Source organism: Novipirellula herctigrandis (assembly GCA_007859835.1).
In the GTDB taxonomy this organism is placed as follows: Bacteria; Planctomycetota; Planctomycetia; order Pirellulales; family Pirellulaceae; genus Novipirellula_A; species Novipirellula_A herctigrandis.
Map to the genome: position 1 here is coordinate 1,654,358 of SJPJ01000001.1, position 21,237 is coordinate 1,675,594.

21 protein-coding genes are annotated in these 21,237 nt (G+C 52.1%); 9 read left to right on the top strand and 12 right to left on the bottom strand.

Going from position 1 to position 21,237, the window contains the following annotated elements:
• Nucleotides 1-115 precede the first annotated feature (115 nt).
• Nucleotides 116-2,776, top strand: a complete 2,661-nt coding sequence (ppdK, locus tag CA13_RS05940) for a pyruvate, phosphate dikinase (protein WP_146395041.1) — start codon at nucleotides 116-118, stop codon at nucleotides 2,774-2,776.
• A gap of 215 nt (nucleotides 2,777-2,991) precedes the next feature.
• Nucleotides 2,992-3,747, top strand: coding sequence for a hypothetical protein (locus tag CA13_RS05945; protein WP_146395042.1), 756 nt, complete (start codon nucleotides 2,992-2,994; stop codon nucleotides 3,745-3,747).
• Here CA13_RS05945 and CA13_RS05950 read toward each other — a convergent pair.
• The 7 genes from CA13_RS05950 to tmk form a co-directional block, all read right to left on the bottom strand.
• Nucleotides 3,728-4,207, bottom strand: a complete 480-nt coding sequence (locus CA13_RS05950) for a hypothetical protein (protein WP_146395043.1) — start codon at nucleotides 4,205-4,207, stop codon at nucleotides 3,728-3,730. The genes CA13_RS05945 and CA13_RS05950 overlap by 20 nt on opposite strands.
• 26 nt (nucleotides 4,208-4,233) lie before the next feature.
• Nucleotides 4,234-4,515 (bottom strand): hypothetical protein, encoded by a 282-nt coding sequence (locus tag CA13_RS05955; protein ID WP_419193985.1) that lies wholly within the window; start codon nucleotides 4,513-4,515, stop codon nucleotides 4,234-4,236.
• Between the two features lie 180 nt (nucleotides 4,516-4,695).
• The gene (locus CA13_RS05960) at nucleotides 4,696-6,363 is read right to left on the bottom strand and encodes a sigma-70 family RNA polymerase sigma factor (protein ID WP_146395045.1); all 1,668 of its coding nucleotides are present in this window, start codon (nucleotides 6,361-6,363) and stop codon (nucleotides 4,696-4,698) included.
• A 283-nt stretch (nucleotides 6,364-6,646) separates the two neighbouring features.
• On the bottom strand, nucleotides 6,647-8,683 hold the full coding sequence (dnaG, locus tag CA13_RS05965) for a DNA primase (RefSeq protein ID WP_419193986.1): 2,037 nt from the start codon (nucleotides 8,681-8,683) through the stop codon (nucleotides 6,647-6,649).
• A 214-nt stretch (nucleotides 8,684-8,897) separates the two neighbouring features.
• Complete coding sequence (locus CA13_RS05970) at nucleotides 8,898-9,095, bottom strand: hypothetical protein (protein WP_146395046.1); 198 nt, start codon at nucleotides 9,093-9,095, stop codon at nucleotides 8,898-8,900.
• Nucleotides 9,096-9,193: 98 nt separating this feature from the next.
• Nucleotides 9,194-10,114, bottom strand: a complete 921-nt coding sequence (dapA, locus tag CA13_RS05975; RefSeq protein ID WP_146395047.1) for a 4-hydroxy-tetrahydrodipicolinate synthase — start codon at nucleotides 10,112-10,114, stop codon at nucleotides 9,194-9,196.
• 119 nt (nucleotides 10,115-10,233) lie between these two features.
• On the bottom strand, nucleotides 10,234-10,905 hold the full coding sequence (gene tmk / locus CA13_RS05980; RefSeq protein ID WP_146395048.1) for a dTMP kinase: 672 nt from the start codon (nucleotides 10,903-10,905) through the stop codon (nucleotides 10,234-10,236).
• 465 nt (nucleotides 10,906-11,370) lie between these two features.
• On the opposite strand from tmk, the gene CA13_RS34725 reads away from it, so the two are divergent.
• From CA13_RS34725 to CA13_RS05995, 4 genes are all read left to right on the top strand, one after another.
• Nucleotides 11,371-11,568 (top strand): hypothetical protein, encoded by a 198-nt coding sequence (locus tag CA13_RS34725; RefSeq protein WP_419193987.1) that lies wholly within the window; start codon nucleotides 11,371-11,373, stop codon nucleotides 11,566-11,568.
• Nucleotides 11,569-11,627: 59 nt separating this feature from the next.
• Nucleotides 11,628-12,629, top strand: a complete 1,002-nt coding sequence (locus CA13_RS05985; RefSeq protein ID WP_146395049.1) for a fatty acid desaturase family protein — start codon at nucleotides 11,628-11,630, stop codon at nucleotides 12,627-12,629.
• A 240-nt stretch (nucleotides 12,630-12,869) separates the two neighbouring features.
• On the top strand, nucleotides 12,870-13,148 hold the full coding sequence (locus CA13_RS05990; RefSeq protein ID WP_419193988.1) for a DUF485 domain-containing protein: 279 nt from the start codon (nucleotides 12,870-12,872) through the stop codon (nucleotides 13,146-13,148).
• Entirely contained in the window at nucleotides 13,145-15,073 is a 1,929-nt protein-coding gene (locus CA13_RS05995) for a sodium/solute symporter (protein ID WP_146395051.1), read from the top strand. The genes CA13_RS05990 and CA13_RS05995 overlap by 4 nt, the downstream gene beginning before the upstream one ends.
• Here the strand turns inward: CA13_RS05995 and CA13_RS06000 are convergent.
• From CA13_RS06000 to CA13_RS06010, 3 genes are read right to left on the bottom strand one after another with little or no spacing between them, the layout of a single operon-like run.
• Entirely contained in the window at nucleotides 15,065-15,460 is a 396-nt protein-coding gene (locus tag CA13_RS06000) for a PGPGW domain-containing protein (protein ID WP_419193989.1), read from the bottom strand. The genes CA13_RS05995 and CA13_RS06000 overlap by 9 nt on opposite strands.
• The gene (locus CA13_RS06005; protein ID WP_146395052.1) at nucleotides 15,453-16,295 is read right to left on the bottom strand and encodes a pyruvate, water dikinase regulatory protein; all 843 of its coding nucleotides are present in this window, start codon (nucleotides 16,293-16,295) and stop codon (nucleotides 15,453-15,455) included. The genes CA13_RS06000 and CA13_RS06005 overlap by 8 nt, the downstream gene beginning before the upstream one ends.
• Before the next feature lie 8 nt (nucleotides 16,296-16,303).
• Nucleotides 16,304-16,555, bottom strand: coding sequence for a hypothetical protein (locus CA13_RS06010; RefSeq protein WP_146395053.1), 252 nt, complete (start codon nucleotides 16,553-16,555; stop codon nucleotides 16,304-16,306).
• Between the two features lie 280 nt (nucleotides 16,556-16,835).
• On the opposite strand from CA13_RS06010, the gene aroH reads away from it, so the two are divergent.
• Both aroH and CA13_RS06020 read left to right on the top strand, forming a co-directional pair.
• Nucleotides 16,836-17,261 (top strand): chorismate mutase, encoded by a 426-nt coding sequence (gene aroH / locus CA13_RS06015; RefSeq protein WP_146395054.1) that lies wholly within the window; start codon nucleotides 16,836-16,838, stop codon nucleotides 17,259-17,261.
• Between the two features lie 4 nt (nucleotides 17,262-17,265).
• Entirely contained in the window at nucleotides 17,266-18,195 is a 930-nt protein-coding gene (locus CA13_RS06020; protein ID WP_146395055.1) for a hypothetical protein, read from the top strand.
• 12 nt (nucleotides 18,196-18,207) lie between these two features.
• On the opposite strand, the gene CA13_RS06025 is transcribed toward CA13_RS06020, so the two are convergent.
• Nucleotides 18,208-18,909, bottom strand: coding sequence for a hypothetical protein (locus tag CA13_RS06025; RefSeq protein WP_419193990.1), 702 nt, complete (start codon nucleotides 18,907-18,909; stop codon nucleotides 18,208-18,210).
• 126 nt (nucleotides 18,910-19,035) lie between these two features.
• Between CA13_RS06025 and CA13_RS06030 the strand changes: the two genes are divergently transcribed.
• Nucleotides 19,036-19,227: a hypothetical protein gene (locus tag CA13_RS06030; RefSeq protein ID WP_146395057.1), complete on the top strand. Its 192-nt coding sequence runs from the start codon at nucleotides 19,036-19,038 to the stop codon at nucleotides 19,225-19,227.
• Between the two features lie 33 nt (nucleotides 19,228-19,260).
• Here CA13_RS06030 and CA13_RS06035 read toward each other — a convergent pair whose 3' ends face one another.
• The gene (locus CA13_RS06035; RefSeq protein ID WP_146395058.1) at nucleotides 19,261-21,228 is read right to left on the bottom strand and encodes a PIG-L family deacetylase; all 1,968 of its coding nucleotides are present in this window, start codon (nucleotides 21,226-21,228) and stop codon (nucleotides 19,261-19,263) included.
• Between the last annotated feature and the right edge of the window lie 9 nt (nucleotides 21,229-21,237).

Here is a 21,237-nt window from a genome sequence, read left to right on the forward strand (position 1 = left end):
GACGTTTTACGCCCATCCTGACATCTAGATTCTTGATTGATTTCCTCTAACCCAAACACACTCCGTAACGGTTCCTCAGCAGAATCGTTCTGCACGTACAAACAGAGAAAGACTCATGGCAAAAAAAGCTGCTGCAGCTTCCAAACTTGGAAAAATGGTTTACTACTTCGGCAAAACCAAGACCGAAGGCAAAGGCAAAGAAAAGCAATTGCTCGGCGGTAAGGGTCTGAACCTCGCCGAAATGACCTCGATCGGACTTCCTGTTCCTCCTGGCTTCACGATCACCACCGAAGTGTGCGATGCCTACTACAAGTCAGGCGAAAAACTGCCGAAAGGTTTGACCGAAGAAGTCAACAAAGCAGTCGCCACGCTTGAGAAAGAAACCGGCAAGAAATTCGGCGACGATGCCAATCCTTTGCTAGTCAGCGTTCGCAGCGGTGCGGCCGTCAGTATGCCAGGGATGATGAACACCATTTTGAACCTTGGCTTAAACGATACAGCGACCCAAGGGTTAGCCAAAGCAACCAAAAACGAACGCTTCGCTTACGATGCTTACCGTCGTTTGATCAACATGTTCGGCGACGTTGTCATGGGGATGGATCACCACATCTTTGAGAAGGCGTTCGATTCGGTCAAAAAAACCTTTAAGGTCACCGAGGACACCGACGTGCCAGCGGAAGGCTTGAAGAAGCTCTGCGAAGAATACAAAGCTGTTTTCAAGAAACACACTGGCCAAAATTTTCCGCAAGATCCGATGAAGCAACTTGAGCTTTCGATCATGGCGGTTTTCGGTTCGTGGAACACCACTCGCGCAGTACGCTATCGTGAAATCGAAGGCATTCGCGGCTTGCTTGGAACCGCAGTGAACGTTCAATCGATGGTCTATGGCAACATGGGCGAAGATTCGGGAACGGGCGTCGCATTCACTCGTAATCCCAACACCGGTGAAAACAAGTTCTTCGGCGAATTCCTTATCAACGCGCAAGGCGAAGACGTCGTTGCAGGTATCCGAACTCCGCAACCGGTTGCCGACATGCCAAAATGGAATCGTGCGGTTCACAAGGAATTGCTAGGCATCAAAAAGACGCTCGAAGACCACTACGCGGAAATGCAAGACATCGAGTTCACGATCGAGCGTGGAACGTTGTACATGCTGCAAACCCGTACCGGAAAGCGAACGGGTCTTGCTGCGGTTAAGATCGCTTGCGATATGGTCAAGGAAAAGTTGATCGACCAAAAGACCGCTGTCTTGCGAGTTCCTGCAAACGACTTGACGCAACTACTGTTGCCAAGTTTCAAACCGACCGCACGCAACGCAGCCGACGTGCTATGCCGCGGCTTGCCCGCATCGCCAGGTGCGGCAGTGGGCAAATTGGCGTTCACCGCGGAGGACGCTCGAGTAGAATCCGACAAGGGAAATAGCGTTATCCTTGTTCGTAAAGAAACCAGCCCAGAAGATGTCGACGGCATGAACTGCTCGGCTGGGATTTTGACTAGCACCGGCGGAATGACGTCGCATGCGGCAGTAGTCGCTCGCGGTTGGGGCAAGTGCTGTGTCGCGGGTGCCGGCGAAATCGAAATCAACGCCAAGACCAAGAAGATCAAGGTCAACGGACGGACGTTCGGCGTCAACGATGTGATCAGCCTTGACGGAACGACCGGCGAGGTAATGTCGGGTGAAGTGGAAACACAAGAACCGAAATTGTCCGGTGACTTCTCGAAGTTGATGAAGTGGGCTGACGAATACCGCACGCTTGCGATTCGTACGAATGCGGACTCCCCCGCCGACGCTAAACGTGCTCGTGATTTCGGTGCCGAAGGTATTGGCCTGTGCCGTACCGAGCATATGTTCTTTGAAGGCGACCGCATCACCGACATGCGAGCGATGATCTTGGCCGAAGACGAAAAAGATCGTCGTGCAGCGCTGAAGAAGTTGCTACCGTTCCAACGCAAAGACTTCGAAGGCATTTTCAAGGCAATGAATGGTCTGCCAGTGACCGTTCGTTTGCTTGACCCACCACTTCACGAATTCTTGCCTCACACCACCGAGAGCCGGAAAGAAGTTGCTAGTCAACTCGGTGTGAAGCCATCCGAAGTGGCCAAGCGAGGCGAGGCACTTCACGAGTCCAACCCAATGCTCGGTCACCGTGGTTGCCGCTTGAGCGTGACCTACCCAGAAATCTTGGAAATGCAAGTTCGAGCAATTGTCGAAGCGGCGATCAACTGTGCCAAAAAGAAGATCAAGGCTCAACCCGAAATCATGATCCCATTGGTCGGAACCGCGAACGAGCTAGAATTGCTTCGTGGCAAGGTCGAAGCCGTGATCGAAGACACCAAGGCATCCAAGAAGTTCGAAGGCAAGTTGAATATTTTGATCGGGACAATGATCGAAATTCCACGTGCTGCTTTGACAGCAGATGAAGTCGCCGAACACGCCGACTTCTTCAGCTTCGGCACCAACGACTTGACGCAAATGACGTTTGGTTACAGCCGTGACGATGTCAACACATTCTTGCCCGACTACTTGTCGCAAGACATTCTCGAAGTCGACCCGTTCCAATCGCTTGACCAAAGCGGTGTCGGCCAATTGGTCGAAATGGGATGTGCAAAGGGCCGTAGCACGAAGAAGGACTTGAAAGTCGGCATTTGCGGTGAACACGGCGGCGACCCTGCGTCGATCGAATTCTGCAATAAAGTTGGCTTGAACTACGTTAGCTGCAGTCCTTTCCGAGTACCAATTGCACGCTTGGCCGCAGCACAAGCGGCATTGAGCTAAGCCAGTTAACGACTTGATTTAGTCGAGAGAAAACTAACGAAACGCCGGCCCCAAAAGGCCGGCGTTTTTCGTGCCATGGCTGCTCACATGCGGTTGCCCAACCTTTAGAATGTGATAGATGCAAAACATTATGTGCGTGCTTGTTCGCACCTCAAATGCCAAACTCGATCCCTAGTGCTCATAATCTTTTAGGCACTTTCAACGCGACGAATATCTTGAACACTCCCTCACCCAGCGATCATCCTACGCCTCAGCTTGCGGGCTCGCGTTTTCGTTGGTTTAGTCGCGGGACTGCGGTTGGGATGCTGATCATGGCAATGACCAACGCGGTCTCGTACTTCTTCCGCTCGTCCGATTGGAGCAGCCTAATCGGCAAGCCAAAATCGACTCACGAAGCAATCGGATTTCCCATGATCGTTTGGGAAGCCGGCAACACCTATGGCGGAATGTTCGCGGACTATCCGATGCTAGGAATCAATATTTTGGTGGCGACCGCGATTGGCTTGATCATTGGATTGGTTGCCGCCCACTATCGTGACCCGCTCAACCGAATGGTTGAAGATTTTGAAGCCGAAGCCGCAGGAATGAACCAGCAACCCATTCAATTCAGTTTGTTCGGTTTGATGGTTGCCACGACAATCGTTGCCGTCTTTACGACAATCGCAAGCAAATTGGCCGTGCATCCCGAAACGTTAATTGCAATCTACGCACTCGGCCCCATTTGCCTTGTTGCAATTGCGATGTTGCCTAAGAACCTTTCATGGCAACGCCGTGTCGCGATCCTAATGCCAGCGGCGTTCACATTGATTGCCGTTGCCATTGCCGTGGGAAATGGGCTCGGCATGGAATTCGACAAAGTACTGATGGGGATTTTTCTATGCTGGACACCGCAAAGTGGATTGGCGGCGATTGCGTTAACGACTTCGATTCTGGTTCATCAAAATCGGCAGCTTAGAGGTACATCCCCATGAACCCACCGTCGGCATCGCTTTGTTCTTCGATCGCTTTGATTCGTTCCTCGGTTTTCTTCAAATCACCCGCTTCGATATAGCGATCGAATTCGACCATCACGGCGTGTTCTGCACTTTCCGCCAGCGATCCCACCAACGGCTCAGTCAACCACGAACATGTCTCGCCTTTGAGTTCAACTTTCAACTCAAGCGCCTTGGTTTTCAAGTCCTTTTCGCCCGTCATCACGGTTCCCTCAAAAGCGAATTCCACCATTCCGATCTGAGGATCGTTAGTTAGATAGTACCTGCATGCGCCACGGTGTAGGTAATAGGTATTATGGGAACCATGCTTGGCCATCGCCGCTTTGACTCTCGCGACGAATTGCTCGTACGCTGGCGAAGCATCGATCGGTACGTCCATTCGCACCACGCTACGAAGCGGCAAACAGTCAAACTCGATTTCGACCCATCGTCCAAACATAGCAAGTGAATTTCCTTTGTCGGTTGCTACTTCAATTCTTCGAAACCTTCGTCAACGGCCAGGACCTCTTCACCTTCCATTGGTTCGGCAGAGGCAAATTCGGCGTCTTGGGGAGCCATCGCGTCATCGGTGAAACCTTCGTTTTCACCAAACTCTTTCTCTTCGGCTTGCCCATCCTCCGCCACATTCTCGTCCACGACGGGACCGCGAGCCGCTCGTTTTTCCATGAACGAAACCACCGGAACCGCTAGGATGACTGCGAACAGGAACAAAACCCAGAGAATGAAGTAGAACATCGATCGACGCATCTTTTTGGCGAAAGAAACACAAGAACCCAATCCCCGACAATAATCGATGAGACCTGAAAATGCAATTCTTTCGCCCCCCAAGCAGCACAATCCGACCCTATCCACTGATCGAACAGATCGAATCGTTGCAACCGGACCTTTCGCCGCCGTTTTCGTGAACGACGCTACTCTTTTTGGCAACTATGCCGCCGTTTTCAGGAACTCCGCCAAGCGGTCGGCTCGTGAAGGGCTTTGCAATTTCGCGACCGCCTTGGCTTCAATTTGTCGCACGCGTTCACGAGTAACCTTGAAGATTCGACCGCATTCTTCGAGCGTGTAGCTGTACCCGTCCACCAAGCCGTATCGCAATCGAATGATCTCGCGTTCGCGGAACGTCAACGTCTTCAAAAGCTCGTCGATCTTGTTTCGCAAAATGCCACTCGCTGCCATTTTCACAGGGTTGTCATCGTCACTGTCTTCGATGAACTCACCAAAGCTGCTGTCCTCTCCTTCCCCAACGGGACGGTCAAGGCTTACCGGATGACGCCCAATGTCCATCACACGGCGGACTTCTTCGATTGGCACTTCGGTCGCTTCGGCGATTTCTTCATAAGTCGGCTCGCGACGCAAATCTTGTGTCATCCGCTTTTGTGCCTGACGCAATTTGCTAAGCACATCGATCATGTGAACAGGGATACGGATCGTGCGAGCTTGGTCAGCAATCGCCCGAGTAATCGCCTGTCGAATCCACCAAGTGGCGTAGGTACTGAACTTGAAACCTCGGCGATACTCGTATTTGTCTACCGCACGCATCAATCCGGTGTTCCCTTCTTGAATCAGATCCAAAAACGACAAGCCGCGATTTCGGTACTTCTTAGCGATCGAAACGACCAAGCGAAGATTACCACTGCTGAGCTTTCGCTTGGTTGCTTCATATTCGTCAAAGTGACGGCGAGTTTTCGTGACGCGATTATGGAGACTACGCGGACTCTCTTGAGTCACAATCATCAACTCACGCAATTCTTGACGCAAATCGGCTGCTTCGTCACGGCTCATTGCATCATTACCAAGATCTGCCAACTGCTGGCGAATGAAATTCATACGACGCGAGATTTTTTCGAGTTGCCCCAGTAGTGGTGTGACGCGGCGACTTCGCAAGCTCAATTCTTCGACCAATTGCAAACACTTTCGTCGGTTCAGAATAAAGCGGCGACGCAGTTCCGTCTTTAGCCGTGGTGAAACACTCTTGCGGACCAATTGGTCGAAGTCGTCTTTGTTTTGAGCAATCAAAACGTCAAGGGTTCGCAAGTTGTGTGGCATGCGAGCGGTGATTTGCTCTTTGGTCAACAGTTCGGTCAACGAGACTTTGATCGTTCGGTCAAACGGCAATTCCCCATCGTGTACGCGGTGAAGCACTTCGACGGCACTGCGAAGAGCGTAGTCGGACTCGAGTAGCGTGCGACGATATTGGCGACGCGTAATTTCGATCTTCTTTGCAAGCGAGATTTCTTCTTCGCGAGTCAACAACGGAATCTCAGCCATCTGACTCAGATACATCCGAATGGGGTCTTCGCTTGCTTTCGGGCTATCAACGAGCGTCAAAGGTGCGCCGTCGCTGAATTCAACTGACGAATCGCGGTTCTCAGCCATGCGAAGCGAGGGGCTTTTACCAGCAGCAACGATCGCTTTCTTTTCGGAAGCTTCGACCAACTGAATGCCATGACGATCGATCGCCACCATCAATTTTTCGAGCTTCTCGGGATTGACGTCTTCGTCAGGGAGATACGCGTTGACTTCATCGTAAGTTAGGAATCCATCCTTGGATCCGCGGGCGATGAGTTGCGAAAGAGCTAAGTCCGTTGAATGCATCTGAAAACCTCATGTTTTGTGACACTAAATCCCACTATCCTCGGGATTGCAAAAGTGTCTGGGTCGAATGAAAAATCGTTTTTCGGTCGGTACAAGCCATCAATCAACTCATTTGATTCATGTATCACCGGCGGGTGCTCGTCATTGAGCGTTCGGTGAAATGCCCGTACAAAAAATGCTTGTACAAAAAATGCTTACAAAACAAATGTTCGTACAAAGATTCAAAATTGTGGTTGCGAAAGCTCCTTCAATTATGCGATAGAAAACGTGTTCGGGAAATGTACTAATCATCAATCGCGTGTCGCGACCGCTCGGCATCGAACAGGCTCTTCAATAGAGCCTCCTCTTCGTCTTCTGCCAATGCCAATGTTTCAAGTTTTGCAATTTGGCGAGATTTTTCTTCCAAAATCTCGCGCTGACGATAGCTTAAAATAATGGTTGCATAACGCTGCTCGGGCGTTTGAGTCGATTGAGACCCACGACGTCGAACCCGTTCTTCTAACGTCACCACTTGGTTTTTCAAGAGCTCATTCTCAAGCACCAAAAGCAACGAATCCACCGACAAATCGCGACCATCAAGGTCCAAATCCTGGTACGCCGACAACAACATCTTTGCCGTATTGGATTCGAACCAATCCGGGTCGATTGACTCCACCGCCATGGCTGCCAAAGCAGGCGACTCAATCAGTGTTTCAAACAATTCACGGTCGACCCCTGAAAGTGGTGTCAAGCGGTCGAGTGGGGCGGCTTCAGCGACGATCGCAGTCGCATTTCCGATACCACCATTTGTTACGCCGTAATCACCCAAATCAGGATCGTAGTCACTCGCCTCGGCAAACGCATCGTTCGGATCGAGCGGACGAGAAGACGGGGCTGGACGAGTTGGCTGTTTACTCGGTGGTGGAGCGTTAACTCGCCGAACCGTTGGGTTCGCTTTTTTCGTATATGAACGGCTACTCGATTTCGCTTTGCGAAGTTGTTCGAGTCGTTGATTTAATCGCTCCGCCGTGATGCCAAAGGTCCGCGACATTCGCAGCATTAATTGGTCAACCTTTAACGCCATTCCACTCGATGCGTGAGAGGGCACTTGAGCCACAATTCCAAGTAACGACTCGATCGCCGTGGTGACTTGATGCGTGTCATTAGTAACGTCGACACCATCGGTAAGCCGGTTTAGTTTATGCTCGAGGGCATCGGGGGCTTTGGCGACCAACTCATCAAAGTTGCTTCGCCCATGCGAAGCAAGGAAATCGGCTGGATCGCTTCCTTCGGGTAGCGTCAGCACACGCAAATCGACGTCCGCTCGGACGAATAAATCGAGCACCTGATCGGCTCGTGTTTGGCCAGCCGTGTCGCCATCGAGCACCAAAACCACTCGTTTGGAAAAACGCTTGAGCAGCTTAATGTGATCTTCGCCCAACGCAGTACCAAGGACCGCGACGGCCGATTCGACTCCCGCTTGGCGAGCAGCCACAACATCCGTGTAGCCTTCCATTACCAACACTTCGCCGCTACGTCGGATCGCTTCGCGGGCGAGTTGCAGACCATAAAGCTGGTGCGATTTTCGAAACAAACGCGTTTCAGGGCCGTTGATATACTTTGCCCCGCCGCCGTCATCCCCTCGTTTCGATGCGATTGCGGGAATAACGCGTCCACCGAGAGAGATTGGCCGGTCCTGCAAATCATGTATCGGAAACATCAATCGACCACGGAAGCGGTCGTAATGCCCGCCACCATTTCGGGCGATCGCCAATCCGGCCGCCTCGGCCACTTCGCCACTGAAATTTTTCTTGCGAAGCAGATCGACTGCAAAGCTCCATGATTCGGGCGAGAAACCGACGTGGAATCGTTTGCGGTTTTCGTCGTCAATGCCTCGTGAGGCTAAGTATTCACGAGCAATTTTCGAATCGTCGCTTTTGCCACTTTCGAGTTGCTCAAAATAGGCGTCCGAGACCAATTTCATTGCCGCCAATAGCGTGGCCTTGTCGTCGGGACTGCCGAACACGGTTTTCTTGCCGCGAAACTCGTCGACTTCGATACCTGCTAACTCGGCTAGGGAGCGCAATGCCGTGGGGAAATCGACTCCGTCTCGCTGCATCACGTAGCTAAAGATATCACCACCAATGTCACAAACCCAACATTTCCAGGTTTGACGTTCTTGGTTTATCGTTAACGATGGGCGGCGATCATTATGCCATGGACATCGGGTAACAAAGTTGCGCCCGGCAGGCTGTAATTCGAGCGTACTGCCGACAACATCCACGATGTCGACACTCGCGCGCACTCGCTCTTTCAAATCGAAGTCCGCAGGTAAGGACAATTCGACTGTCTCCTATCCTAGGAATCGTTTCGAAGTAATGAACACGGAATTCAAAACCAAGCGAAACGTAACGATCGGTCGACCCATCACCAAATTCGCCTACAAGGCGTAATCCAGGTTCTCGAGCGTCTTCAAAAGACAAACAACGGGCAAATTTCGATCTTGCAATCCATTGCAGCGTAACAAAAACCGTTGGGCCGCCAAGGACCTATTTTTACATAACGGTTCGGTTCATTACGAGCGACCCGGGATTGTGCGAATCGACACCGTCGGCGTCAAGATCAATTTTCTTGAGTCGAATCGTACAAATTCCCGATAATTTGACGCAAAGATACTCAATACTTAGCGAAAAATAGGACAAACCTCGATTGAGCCATCCCCATTTTGCAGTAAATCGAGACGAACCCGCCATCAGGAAAAAGCGGAACGGAACACCAACACAATGGCGAAGTCATCCCCAAAAAGAAGGGACGGCAAATTTACTGACGTTCGCCCTACACCAAACTCGCCCTACACCAAACTGGCTGCACTGGTCATTCCATAGGCGAGCAGCGTCTGTTGAAGCTTCTCGAGTTCGCGTGATTCCAGTGGCGTCATCGGCAAACGCAAATCGCCCGTGTCTCGGCCCACCAACATCATTGCAGCCTTAACGGGAATCGGATTGGTTGCCAAGCCAAGCATGTTTTGGCACAACGAAAAGAGTTGGTGATGGAGCGTTCCGGCTGCCCGCAAATCGCCCGCAGCAACGGCTTGGACTAACTTGATCATATCGCTAGGAACGAGGTTGCCGACGACGGAAATCACTCCTTCGGCACCGACACTCATCATCGGAAGCGTCAACGAGTCGTCACCACACAGGACCGTCAAATCGGTCGTACCGATGATCGCCGAACACTGATCAAGCTTTCCGGTCGCTTCCTTGACCATCGTGATTCCGTCAATATCGGCGAGACGTTGGATCGTTTCCACTTCGATTTCCTTTCCACATCGCCCGGGAATGTTGTAGACGCAAACCGGGATGTCGACCGCTTCGGCGATGGCTTTGAAGTGCTGGTAGAAACCTTCTTGAGTAGGCTTGTTGTAATAAGGTGCCACTTGCAACGTCGCGTCGGCCCCTTCGGCTGCCGCACGTTTGGTCAAACGCAACGCTTCGGCAGTACTGTTGCTGCCTGTCCCGGCCATCACTTTTGCGCGGCCAGCGACACATTGGATGACTTCCCCAATTACCTTTTCATGTTCGTCGTGAGACAGCGTGGGCGATTCCCCGGTTGTACCGACCGGGACAATACAACGTGTGCCCGCGGATACTTGAAATTCAACCTGTTCGCGTAGTCGTCCATAGTCGACCTCGCCATTGGCGAACGGAGTGATAATGGCGACCGACAACCCGGCGAAGTCGCTCCCTTTGCGAACCGGTGTATTGAAACTCATAGTGGTGATGTGAATTCAAATAGAGGTGATGGGATTTTCGAGGCGTCTGCCGCGAATCGTTGGGGTTTTTGCATAAATGCGATAGGTGAAACGTAGACTCTTGGGCCACATTTCGTCAACTAGCGGGCACCCGACGCGACGCGGCCAAGTCGTTCGGCTAACGGCGACGCCGGGTCGATTGACAACCGTCGAAGCAGCGTCCGTGCGATCGCTTGAGTCACCTCGTCCGGGTCGCTCGAGCAATCGATTTTCTCGACTTCGGGGCAAACATTCGCCATGTGATCGAACAAGTCCCGAATTTGCCGCAATGCAGCCTCGTGTTCAAACTCATTGGGCGTGTCGCCACGGTTCTCCGAAATACGTTTTAGGGCCACCGGAACGGGCAAATCGAAAAACAGTGTCACGTCGGGGATCGGAAACTCGGCACGCATTTTTTTTAGTAACTCGTCCGTATCGGCCCCCCGAAGCCCCTGGTAGGCGACCGTCGAATAAAAATAGCGATCGACAATGACAATTTTCCCGGCCGCAACCGAGGGACGGATCAATCCTGCGACATGTTCGCGACGATCTTCAATAAAGGCGGACAATTCGTCCTCGAGGGACATCCGGCCAGTCACCGCGCTGTCGCGGATCCGGCGTCCCCACGGCCCATCGGTTGGCTCTTTGGACGCGATTGTTTCTCGGCCAGCCAATTCGAATTGCTCGCGAAACCGATCGACCTGGGTCGATTTCCCAGCGCCGTCGATACCGTCGACCACGATGAAGATGCCGGGGGGTGCTGAAACGCTCATGAATTTCAAAATTCTCGAAGAGTATAAAAAAAGTCGCCCGTTCGAATTCCCCAAGCTTGACGTTCATCGCGTGAAAGCGGAACGACACAGCGTCCCAACGACAAACCGGATTTCCATGTCAAGAATCCGATGCCGTCGCGAAATCCGATGCCATCGCGATGAGAGTACTGAATGGAGAGTACTGAATGGATTCTTCTTGAACTCGAGTTCTAGCGGTGATTTGACTTCTTTCCGAGCAGTCTCGCTATGCCCCTTCACCGCATGCCCCTTCACCGAACTACGATGACAGGCGATCGATGGCGATGCAAAAGGCAAATCCCGCAAATTGACTGATCTGCAAAGTTTGACACTCGAAAATCAGAGCTTCGAGTGTGGCGTCTTCTAGTATCGTTGCTCCGCAAACTCTAACGGCCCCAGCGAAGCGTCCCAGAGGCCAACACCGAAATCACAACGGAATCCAATTTGATGACTTTTAGCAGTAACACGCAATCCGAGGACGCAATGATTTATACCTGCCCCCCCCCGGATCGTCTTGCCGCCGAATCACGATCGCAACACTTGCCAAAATTATCGAACCTCCGTACTCTTGAACTTGACAATGGAACGTACGGAGGCAGTGGTGTGGCTCCGCTGACAATCTTGTCTGCTTTTCTTATCCCCTAGGCCACCCAAACAGGCTAACGCGCTCGCATCATCGCGCGTGCCCAAAAAGGAGCATCTTGATGCTCGTTCACAATCCCTCCGATTACCGCAGTGTGTTGTGGTTGCTGTTAGCGATAACGTTGGTGATCGCGCAATATTGCAACCCAGCGCTGGTTGTTTTTTTGTCGCCTATCAGTTGCTATTTAGCAATTTCGCTTGGCACGGTTTCGCACAATCATAACCATCGCGCTACGTTCAAGAGTACTCGCCTGAATAATCTATTCGGGCATCTGCTAACGATTTTCTATGGCTACCCCACACTGATGTGGGTGCCAACCCATAACTTAAATCATCACAAATTCGTTAATCGCCCCGGCGATGCTACCGCAACTTGGCGATACACAAACAAACACAACCTGTGGGTCGCGCTGACGTATCCATTCGTGTCGGGATACTTTCAAAGCATCCCGATTCGGCAATACATCGATCGGATCAAAACACGAAAACCCAATCTCTATTCGCGGGTTCGTTTCCAGTACGCGTTGTGGATCGGCACGTATGTCGGGCTTGGGGTGCTAGCGGCAACCTTGTATCACCATCAACAAACCGGGCTTGGTCTTTACCTTTGGTTCTTTTCGGTGATCTTGCCAGCGATCTTGTCTAGCACCGTGATCATGTTCTTTAACTTCATCCAGCATGTCCACACGGACGCATGGAGTGACCATGATCATTCACGCAATTTTACGGGCCCGTGGTTCAATTTCCTTTTCTTCAACAATGGCTACCACACCGTTCATCATGACCACCCCGCGATGCACTGGAGCGAATTACCGGATGCGCATGCACGCATCGCGGAAACGATCGACCCGAAATTAAATGAAACCAATTTGGTTTGGTTTCTACTTCGGCAATATTTTCTATCGGCACTATTCCCGCAACTTGGAACCAAGCAAATCGGCAACATCCCGGGACAGAGCGAGATTCAGACGCAGAACGCGTTTCAGACTCAGAGCGCAATTCAGACTCAGAACGCGTTTCAGACTCAGAGCGCAATTCAGGGACAGAGCGTGGAGACCCACTAGGCTTTCCGACGTGACATTGCAGTACGCCCTTTCAGGATGAGCCTAAAATGGGATAAAAAGCCCAGGCAAGCGTCGGAAACTCATGCTTCGAAATAGCCGACTCAAGACTTACTCCGACCGCGATGGCAATACAAAACGCCCACCACGTTCCCCACAGCGCCCTGCACAGCGGTTATCATGTGACCAACCGATAACCCTTCTGCTCTTCTCGAACGCCCCTACTCGCAAATTTCCATGCCAATGCCACCCTCACCCGAGCGACGGTTCAACTCGCGTCTTGGTTTGATCCTCTTTGCCGTCTACTTGGTTCTTTACTTAGGCTTTGTGCTGACAAATGCCCTACAGCCATCGGCGATGGAAACGATCATCGTGTTGGGCTTGAACCTTGCGATTGTTTATGGATTTGCCTTGATCGTTGCCGCGATTTTTTTGGCATTGCTCTATGGATTGCTGTGCCGCAAAGAGATCCCCAACGCAACTGCCAATACCGATCGTCCACAAGAAGGAGCGAGTGAATGATTTACGAACCTTCTTGGATTGCCGTTTTTGTTTTTCTAGCGTTTGTTGTGTTCACGGTTGGCCTTAGTTTTTACCTTGGCCGCAAAGCAACATCTTCCCAAGGCTATTTCGCGGCTCATGGACAAATCCCCTGGTTTGTCAACGGAATTGCTTTCGCCGGCGATTATCTATCTGCCGCATCGTTTCTCGGTATTTGCGGCATGATCGCCGCTTACGGTTACGACGGTTTCTTGTACTCGATCGGTTATCTTGCTGGTTGGATTGTTGCGTTGTTTGTAATCGCGGAGCCGATGAAACGACTTGGGCGATTTACGTTTGCGGATGCGTTGGACGCACAATTCAATTCACGCGGAATCAAGTTGGCCGCTGGCGTTAGCACATTGGCTGTGAGCGTCTTTTACTTGATCCCTCAAATGGTCGGTGCTGGTTCGTTAATCCAACCGCTGCTTGGGTTCCCACATTGGGTTGGCGTCGTGTTGGTCGGCATCGTCGTGATTACGATTGTTGTGACCGCCGGCATGGTCTCGACCACTTGGGTCCAGTTCCTCAAAGGATCGTTGTTGGTTCTATTTAGCGCAATCCTGGTGATCATCGTGCTCGACCGCGGGTTCACCGTCAGCGATGGTGGCTTGAAGACCATTGGCCCCATTGATCGAAGCGACATTCGCAGCGCAGAAATTGAAGGCCGGACGGTATTGCCGCCCGAAGCCGGATGGGACAAGCACCCCGAATTCGTCCGCTTGGTCAACTCGAAAGGCGGATTCGATATCTTTCGGATCGCCGCCTCACCCGACAATGATCCCGATCGCGCGATTCTTGCCCAAGCGCAAGCGATGACGGTGCTGTCCGATGGCCGAAAACTCGTCGATGGTCTGCCGTTTGGTGCGGGCGAAGCGGAACGTCAATTGATGCCAATCGGCCATATCACAAAATTACCCGATGGCTATGCCGATTCCAAATCCGTTGGGCCCATTTCGTTTTTCACGACCTTGCAAGATAGCGAAGTCGTGTTGTGGGGAAACACGGTCGTCCGCACCGATGACGGATCGACGACCAAGGTGTTTTACCAAAAGCCGACCGATGGTAGCCACGTGCTGCGTCCCGGCGAGCATCCGACGTTTGCGGGAATTCGAAGTGGCGGCGCCAAGGATCGAGTCAACTTTTTATCGTTAATGTTGGCCCTGTTTTGTGGCACCGCATCGCTGCCACACATTTTGATTCGCTACTACACCGTCAAAGACGCTTCGGCGGCCAGAAAGAGCACGATCGTCGGAATCACCAGCATTGGCTTCTTTTATGTGTTAACGCTCTACTTGGGACTCGGAGCAATGACAAGTGGTGCGTTGGATTTAACGGATACCAACATGGCAGCCCCGCTATTGGCACGCAGCATGAGCCAATGGTTGTTTGCCATCATTTCAGCAATCGCTTTTACGACGGTATTGGGAACGGTTAGCGGATTGATTCTGGCAAGCAGCGGCGCAGTTGCGCATGACTTAATCGGCGGCGTGATGGGGATTGAATTGACCGAGCATGCGCAAGTCCGTGTCGCAAAAATCGCCGCGGTTGCCGTCGGCGCCATTGCGATTTTGCTCGGGATCGCGTTTAAGGAGATGAACGTCAGCTATTTGGTGGGCTGGGCGTTCAGTGTAGCGGCAAGTGCCAACTTGCCGGCTTTGGTCATGCTATTGTTTTGGAAAGGGACAACCAAACAGGGAATTATCGCTAGTGTGATCGTCGGAATGGTCAGCTCGCTCGGATGGATCTTGCTGTCTGCCGATACGTACCAGAAGGTCTATGGATGGGACGCTGCTGACGCAATCGCGCCGTTCAGCCAACCTGGAATCGTAACAATCCCCCTCGCATTCGCAACCTTGGTGTTGGTTTCGCTCATGACTCGCTCGGCTCAAACCCCCTCACCGTAAACGCAGCGATGGTTTACCGGCGCGGTGACGAATCCAATTCAGGGATCGTAACACCGGATCTCGCGATACAATCAGTTGTTCTAAATGGTATTTGCCTGGAAAGTTCAAAAGAGACAATCCAATCAGCATGCTCAGGATCCCTTGACCGGGCAACACTAACATCGCGATTCCCATCACGACGAAGGCGACACCCAACAAGTTCTTTCCGGCTAACCAGACGTAATGCATGCCGATTCGTTTTCCGCTTGGCTTGATGGGATGGCGATGGCGGTGAGCGAAATAGTCCTCTGGCAAACGGACGATGATCGCGGGGACAGCAATGAGGGAACCGACGAACATGACGACCGACGACGCAGCGAGAAACCAAAAAATCTCGTCCCTATTCAACTTTTCGGCTCGCTCGACGGCGGGGAAGCAATTCGATGATTTGGTCCGCTACTTCTTCGGTTGCTTTGTAAGAAACATCCACGCACTCCCATCCCTGATTCGTGATCAAGGTACGAATTTCGCGCAGCTCTGCTTGGATATCACGAAGATTCGCATATTGGGGAACCGGCCGGTGACTGATTTGATCCAATCGCGTTTGTCGAACCGATTCCAAGTGAGCGGCACTCATCGTCAACCCGATTACACGTTTTGAATTCAGTTTCAACAGCGGTGCTGGCAATGGCATGCCAGGCAGCAATGGTACATTGGCCGCACGAATGCCACGAAAGGCAAGATAGAAACAGGTAACACTTTTCGAAGTGCGTGATGCCCCCACAATAACAACATCCGCTTTCCGCAACTCGTTTTGCTTCTGACCATCATCGTGCTCAAGCGTAAAGTCCATCGCATCGATGCGATCAAATTGTTCATGGTGAACTTGATACAAAAGACCAGCCCGCCCACGAGGCACCGCACTGAAATGGGCCCCCAACAACGCCAACGCGGGGCCAAGCACATCGATGCAAGGGACTGCTAACCGCCTAGCTTCCGCTTCCGCAGCTTTACGAATTTCAGGCTCGACGAGCGAATGGCAAACCGCCGCTCCACTTTCGGCGGCTTCGCGAATCGCAGCGACCACTTTGTCACGTTTACGAATTCCCGCATGGATGACGACGTTGGCTTGGTTATCGGGGAATTGTTCCAACGCAGCCGTCAACAAGTTTTGGACGGTACGGCCGGTTCCCCCCGAGAGGATGACAATTTTGGGCAGTTCGTTTGATTTCGACTTAGACATCTCGGGCCCTAGACGTATTTCTCAAGCACCTTGGCAACCTTGGCTGGGTCGTCGTCCTCTTGCATTTGTTTGATCTGTTTTTCCGGGATCCCGATTTTCTCAAGATGGCTAACCAAACGCTTCCAAACTTGTGCTCGTTTCTTTCCTTCACTCAAGTATAGATCCGTCACGGCCTCCTGGGCCTTCTGCAAGCCAATTGCGTCGCGATTTTGGTAATAGTTTTTGATGATCTTTTCTTGGTGTCGGCTATGCTCTGCCATCGTCTCTCGCTCAGTAAAATGGACCAGAAAATTCGGGTCGAGGTTGGGTTAAATTGGAATAAAGCGGCGCGGCATGGGTTTTTGCACGTTTTGGCCGATTCTTGACTCTCCCCGATTATCGGTCGAGGCGACGTTATTCTATAGTAGGACCTGCGTATCCAAAAAGAACGTCGAAACGTGCTAGAATCCCGCAAGAATTCAGGAGCGATCCATTGAGTCGCGGCGCCTCGTTTTGTAAATTTCCTGTTTTTCCTACAAATTTTTTGTGAGTTTGCTAACGATGACTGCCTGCCGAGGAGTTCGAGGCGCGACGACCGTGGAAAACGACGATCGCGAGCAAATTCTCAAAGCGACACGTCAATTGTTGGCGCTGCTAATCCGTCAAAACAGGATTGACTCGGCCGATATCGCCAGTGCCCAATTCACCGTGACCGAGGACCTCAAAGCGGAATTCCCCGCCTTGGCCGCCCGGCAATTGGGGTGGATAGAAGTCCCGATGATTTGTGGCTATGAAATCTCGGTCGGCGGCTCGCTAAAGAAATGCATTCGCGTGATGCTGCTTTGGAACACGGATCAACCACAATCCGAAATCCACCATGTTTACCTGCATAAGGCCAAACAACTGCGTCCCGACCTCGCCGAGTTTCCGCCGGTGGATTTTGCGGAACTCGAACAATGGATCCAAGAACATTTGAAGGAAGCATAACGCCGTGGCTTCCGCGACGAAAATCCGATGGAAAATCGACACGGCACTGAGCACGCTTCATTTGGCACACTCGGTCGCGGTGGGTCTGCCTTGTACGGACGAAAAAATCGAAGCAGCGCTCGTTCCCTACGTCACCGAAGTCAATAACCGCTTATTGTCAGCCTTGGTCGATGTGCCTGTTTTCTGGGAACAACTCGTTCACGAATCGCTTTGCACCGATGGGCTTCCAAATGCTTGCGAAAAAGCGCTCGCGAACTCGGGATGCAATGAACTGCAAGTCGACTCGACTAGCCGAGGAGTATTGCGGCAATTGGACGAATGCCGAATTGCTGTGGCTAGGCGATTCCCGAGGCTCGAGGATCAATTGCTGCTCCGCGCGCAGCCGCTAAAGGAACGCTGGGACACGGTTGGCGTAGGACTCTTGAACTTGATCGGTAAAACAATTTGGAACGATACGACACCAACGTCATGGTGGCCAGCTCGTGTTGATGGACTGTTCGTCCAACCCATTCGCGGCGGCGATGGCGGTTTTCACTCGGAACATTCCACGATTTGGATCGAAGCGATGTTGACCGACGTGGAGCCGATGGTCCCCGAAGTGTTGCGAGCGGCTTGGTTGGTCACCCGAGTAGCGATTGAGCAACACGTCATGAAAAAGTCGGGGACCTCACCGATTTCGACAACACCGACAAAGCCATCCGATTTGTTACCTGCATGGAAATTCGCATCGGTCGCGATCACAATGCATGCTGGTTCCCAACTCGATCTCACTCGCCCCAATCCGCTTGCCATTAACGATGCGATTCGAATATGGGGTTTGAGTGACGACATTTCGCTCGGTGAATCCGTGGCGAAGTGGTGGGACGAGTTCTTAGCTGCGCCCGTGCCGCTACCGATCGCACTCAAAGCACTCGCCAAACAAATCGCCTTCTGAGCAGCGACATTGCTACCTTAGCGAAATAGCCTCTTGCAGCGGCTTGAGCACGCTATTGACGAGGAATTCATCAACAAGGTCGCGTCCAAGACCCGCCAACCGATTGTACTCACCCACGTACGTGTCATCCGGCCCTAGACTGTCGTACCGACGGACGGTCAAGTAAACGCTAATTTGTTCTTCGCCAAAATCCCCCGTCCGAACTTGGTACGCATTGGTTCTTGACTCGAAACTTACACGACACTGAGTTCGACAATCTTCGTCGAGCGAAAATTGGATTGCTGGTTCGTGCGCCAACAACTTCCCATAGGGTACGTTGGTGAATTGGTGCAACCCAGGCGCCACTCCGACCACTTCCGCAATCATTTCGTTGTGATTGCCACGGTACGCAAAGTCAAACCCGAACATCACGCTAAGCGATTCACAATCGAGCGGCGTGACGGACAATTCATAGGGAATCAATTCCAAAACGCTACGGTTCAACTCGTCCACGTCTTCGATCGATCCGGGGTTCACGGCGCCCGAGTTGATTCGCTTTTGTTCGGTCGAAACCCAACGGTAAGCTCCCGCTTCTTTTTCTTCCTCAAGAACGAATTCGTTTTTGTCGCGACCGTAGAAGTTTTGCAGTTTTGGATATCGGCGTCGGATTTGCTCAAAAAAGTGAAGTATAGATTCGCGGCCTTTCGGGAGTTCCATCTCCGTAGCCAAAATCATGTTTATATAAAAATCGTCGCTGTACGCGCCGTATCCGTTCAATTCGTCACCTCTCAGAATCGGGAAGGGGCAAAACGGTTCCTGTACTTGAAGTCTAGACGCAAGTTGACCTATTTTGAACCGCTCATGGATCAGAATCGGACGACTTTGGATGAAATTCAGCCGATGTCGGGCGCTGAGGTTGGCGACAAGTACACAAGCACGAAATTATCGGCGGATCGGTTCGGACCAAATACTCGCAAGCATGCGGTTGACGTACAAATCATGGGCCTGTTCCTGATGACCACCCCGCTGACGGAGCCAACACCTGCAATGTAGAACGAATGTTAGACGGCTGCCTTGGCAGGTACTCTACAGCGAGATTCCTGTCTGACCGTCCCAACGAACGAAGCCTTCGATCGCAGCATACTCAGCCAATCCCAACGCATCATAGCGGCGAGCGGTTTCGGCGTTTCGTGCTTCGGCCCGCTGCCAAAATTCTCGCATATCCGACCCAGGAAACAACGCACGATCCTTTTGCGATTGATGCTTGAAGATTGCCGCACGTTTCCGCTCGACTTCCATCGGACTCAGCGGTACCGCAACTTCGATTTGCTCGGGCGCCCATTCTTGCCACGCCCCTCGGTACAACCATACCACGCAGGCTTGGTACCAGTCTTCATTTTGGCATTGGACACATGCCTGCAAAATCGCACTCAAACAAGTACGATGAGTGCCATGGGGATCCGATAAATCGCCTGCCGCGTAAATTTGATGCGGCTTGACTTCGCGAAGCAGGTCGACGGTGATGCGAATATCGTCCGAACCAAGTGGCGACTTCTTGACTCGTCCGGTTTGATAGAAGGGCAAATCAAGAAAATGCAAGTTTTCATCCGGCACACCGCAACACCTTGCGCCTTCGCGAGCTTCACTGCGGCGTATCAAACCTTTGATCCGTTGGACCTCGACACTGTCCACTTGGCCCGAACGCTTGTGACGCAAAAACTCATCAACATGGTCTTCGAGTTGGTCCAAGCCATCTGCCTTGATCCCAAAGCGGCGGCAAAACTCTGCAGCGAATTCAGCGAACTTCAGCGCGTCGTTATCAAACACAGCGATGTTGCCCGACGTTTGATATGCGATGTGAACATCGTGACCTTGATCGACCAAACGAATGAGCGTTCCCCCCATTGAAATCACGTCATCATCTGGATGCGGGGAAAACACAATCACGCGTTTCGGAAAAATATCATCGCGATCCCCAGGCCGATCGCCGACTTGTTTGGCATGAGCCGGCTTACCGCCAGGCCAGCCAACGATCGTCGATTGCAAATGACGGAACACACTTAAATTGATCGCGTAAGCACTGCCATGATTGGCAAGCAAGTCTTGAAACCCAGCTTCGTTGTAGTCCGCTTCAGTTAACTTCAAGATCGCCTTACCGGTTTGGAGCGACAACGAAATAACCGCCCGCCGCGTGATCATTTCGTCCCATGTGATCGGGCCGCAAAGCCATGGGGTGGCAAACCGCGTCAACGCCGAAGCAGCGGCTTCGTCGAGGAAAACGTCGACGTTTTTGTGACCCTGCAAGAACGAAGCGGGAACCGCCGACGTTGCCTCCTCTTCGACCGTCTTCGCTATCACCGACGCTTTGCCTTCACCAAACCCGAGCAAGAGAATCCGTTCGGCTTCCAATATCGTTCCTACTCCCATCGTGATCGCGTGGCGAGGAACATTTTCGGCGCCGAAAAAATCGCTGGCGGCATCGATACGGGTAACTCGATCGAGTGTAATCATTCGAGTTCGCGTCCTGCGATCACTGCCTGGTTCGTTGCATCCAATGTGACCGATGCGGCTAAGCCCAAGGATTTGCAAGTCGATACCACCGGCGGCGGCGATCCGTTCTTCGTAGTCGACACAAAAAGCGGGAATGTCGGCCTTTCCAATTGCTCCATTTGGAAAGTGAATATTGGCCGGATCGATGTCAACATGGTCGGTCAGATACTCACGTAAGAACCGTGCATTGCTCTGTAATTCTCGGGGTTGCATCGGGAAGAATTCGTCGAGGCTAAACACAACGACCCCCGCAAACGATAGCCCGTCTTCACGATGGAGCCTTACCAGTTCTTCGTAGATCCGCGTCGGCGATGACCCCGTAGCCAGCCCGAGTGTACAAGGAAGCCCCTTGAGTTCGCGCAATCGGATCAAATTGGCGATTTCCGCAGCCGCCGCGATACTGGCGTCAGATGCCTTTGAATAGACGCGACAAGGAATTCTTTCGCGAATCGTGCTGGGCAATTTGGTAAGATGCGAGGTCACAGCTAGATCAGTTTCACTCATAAGAAGGAC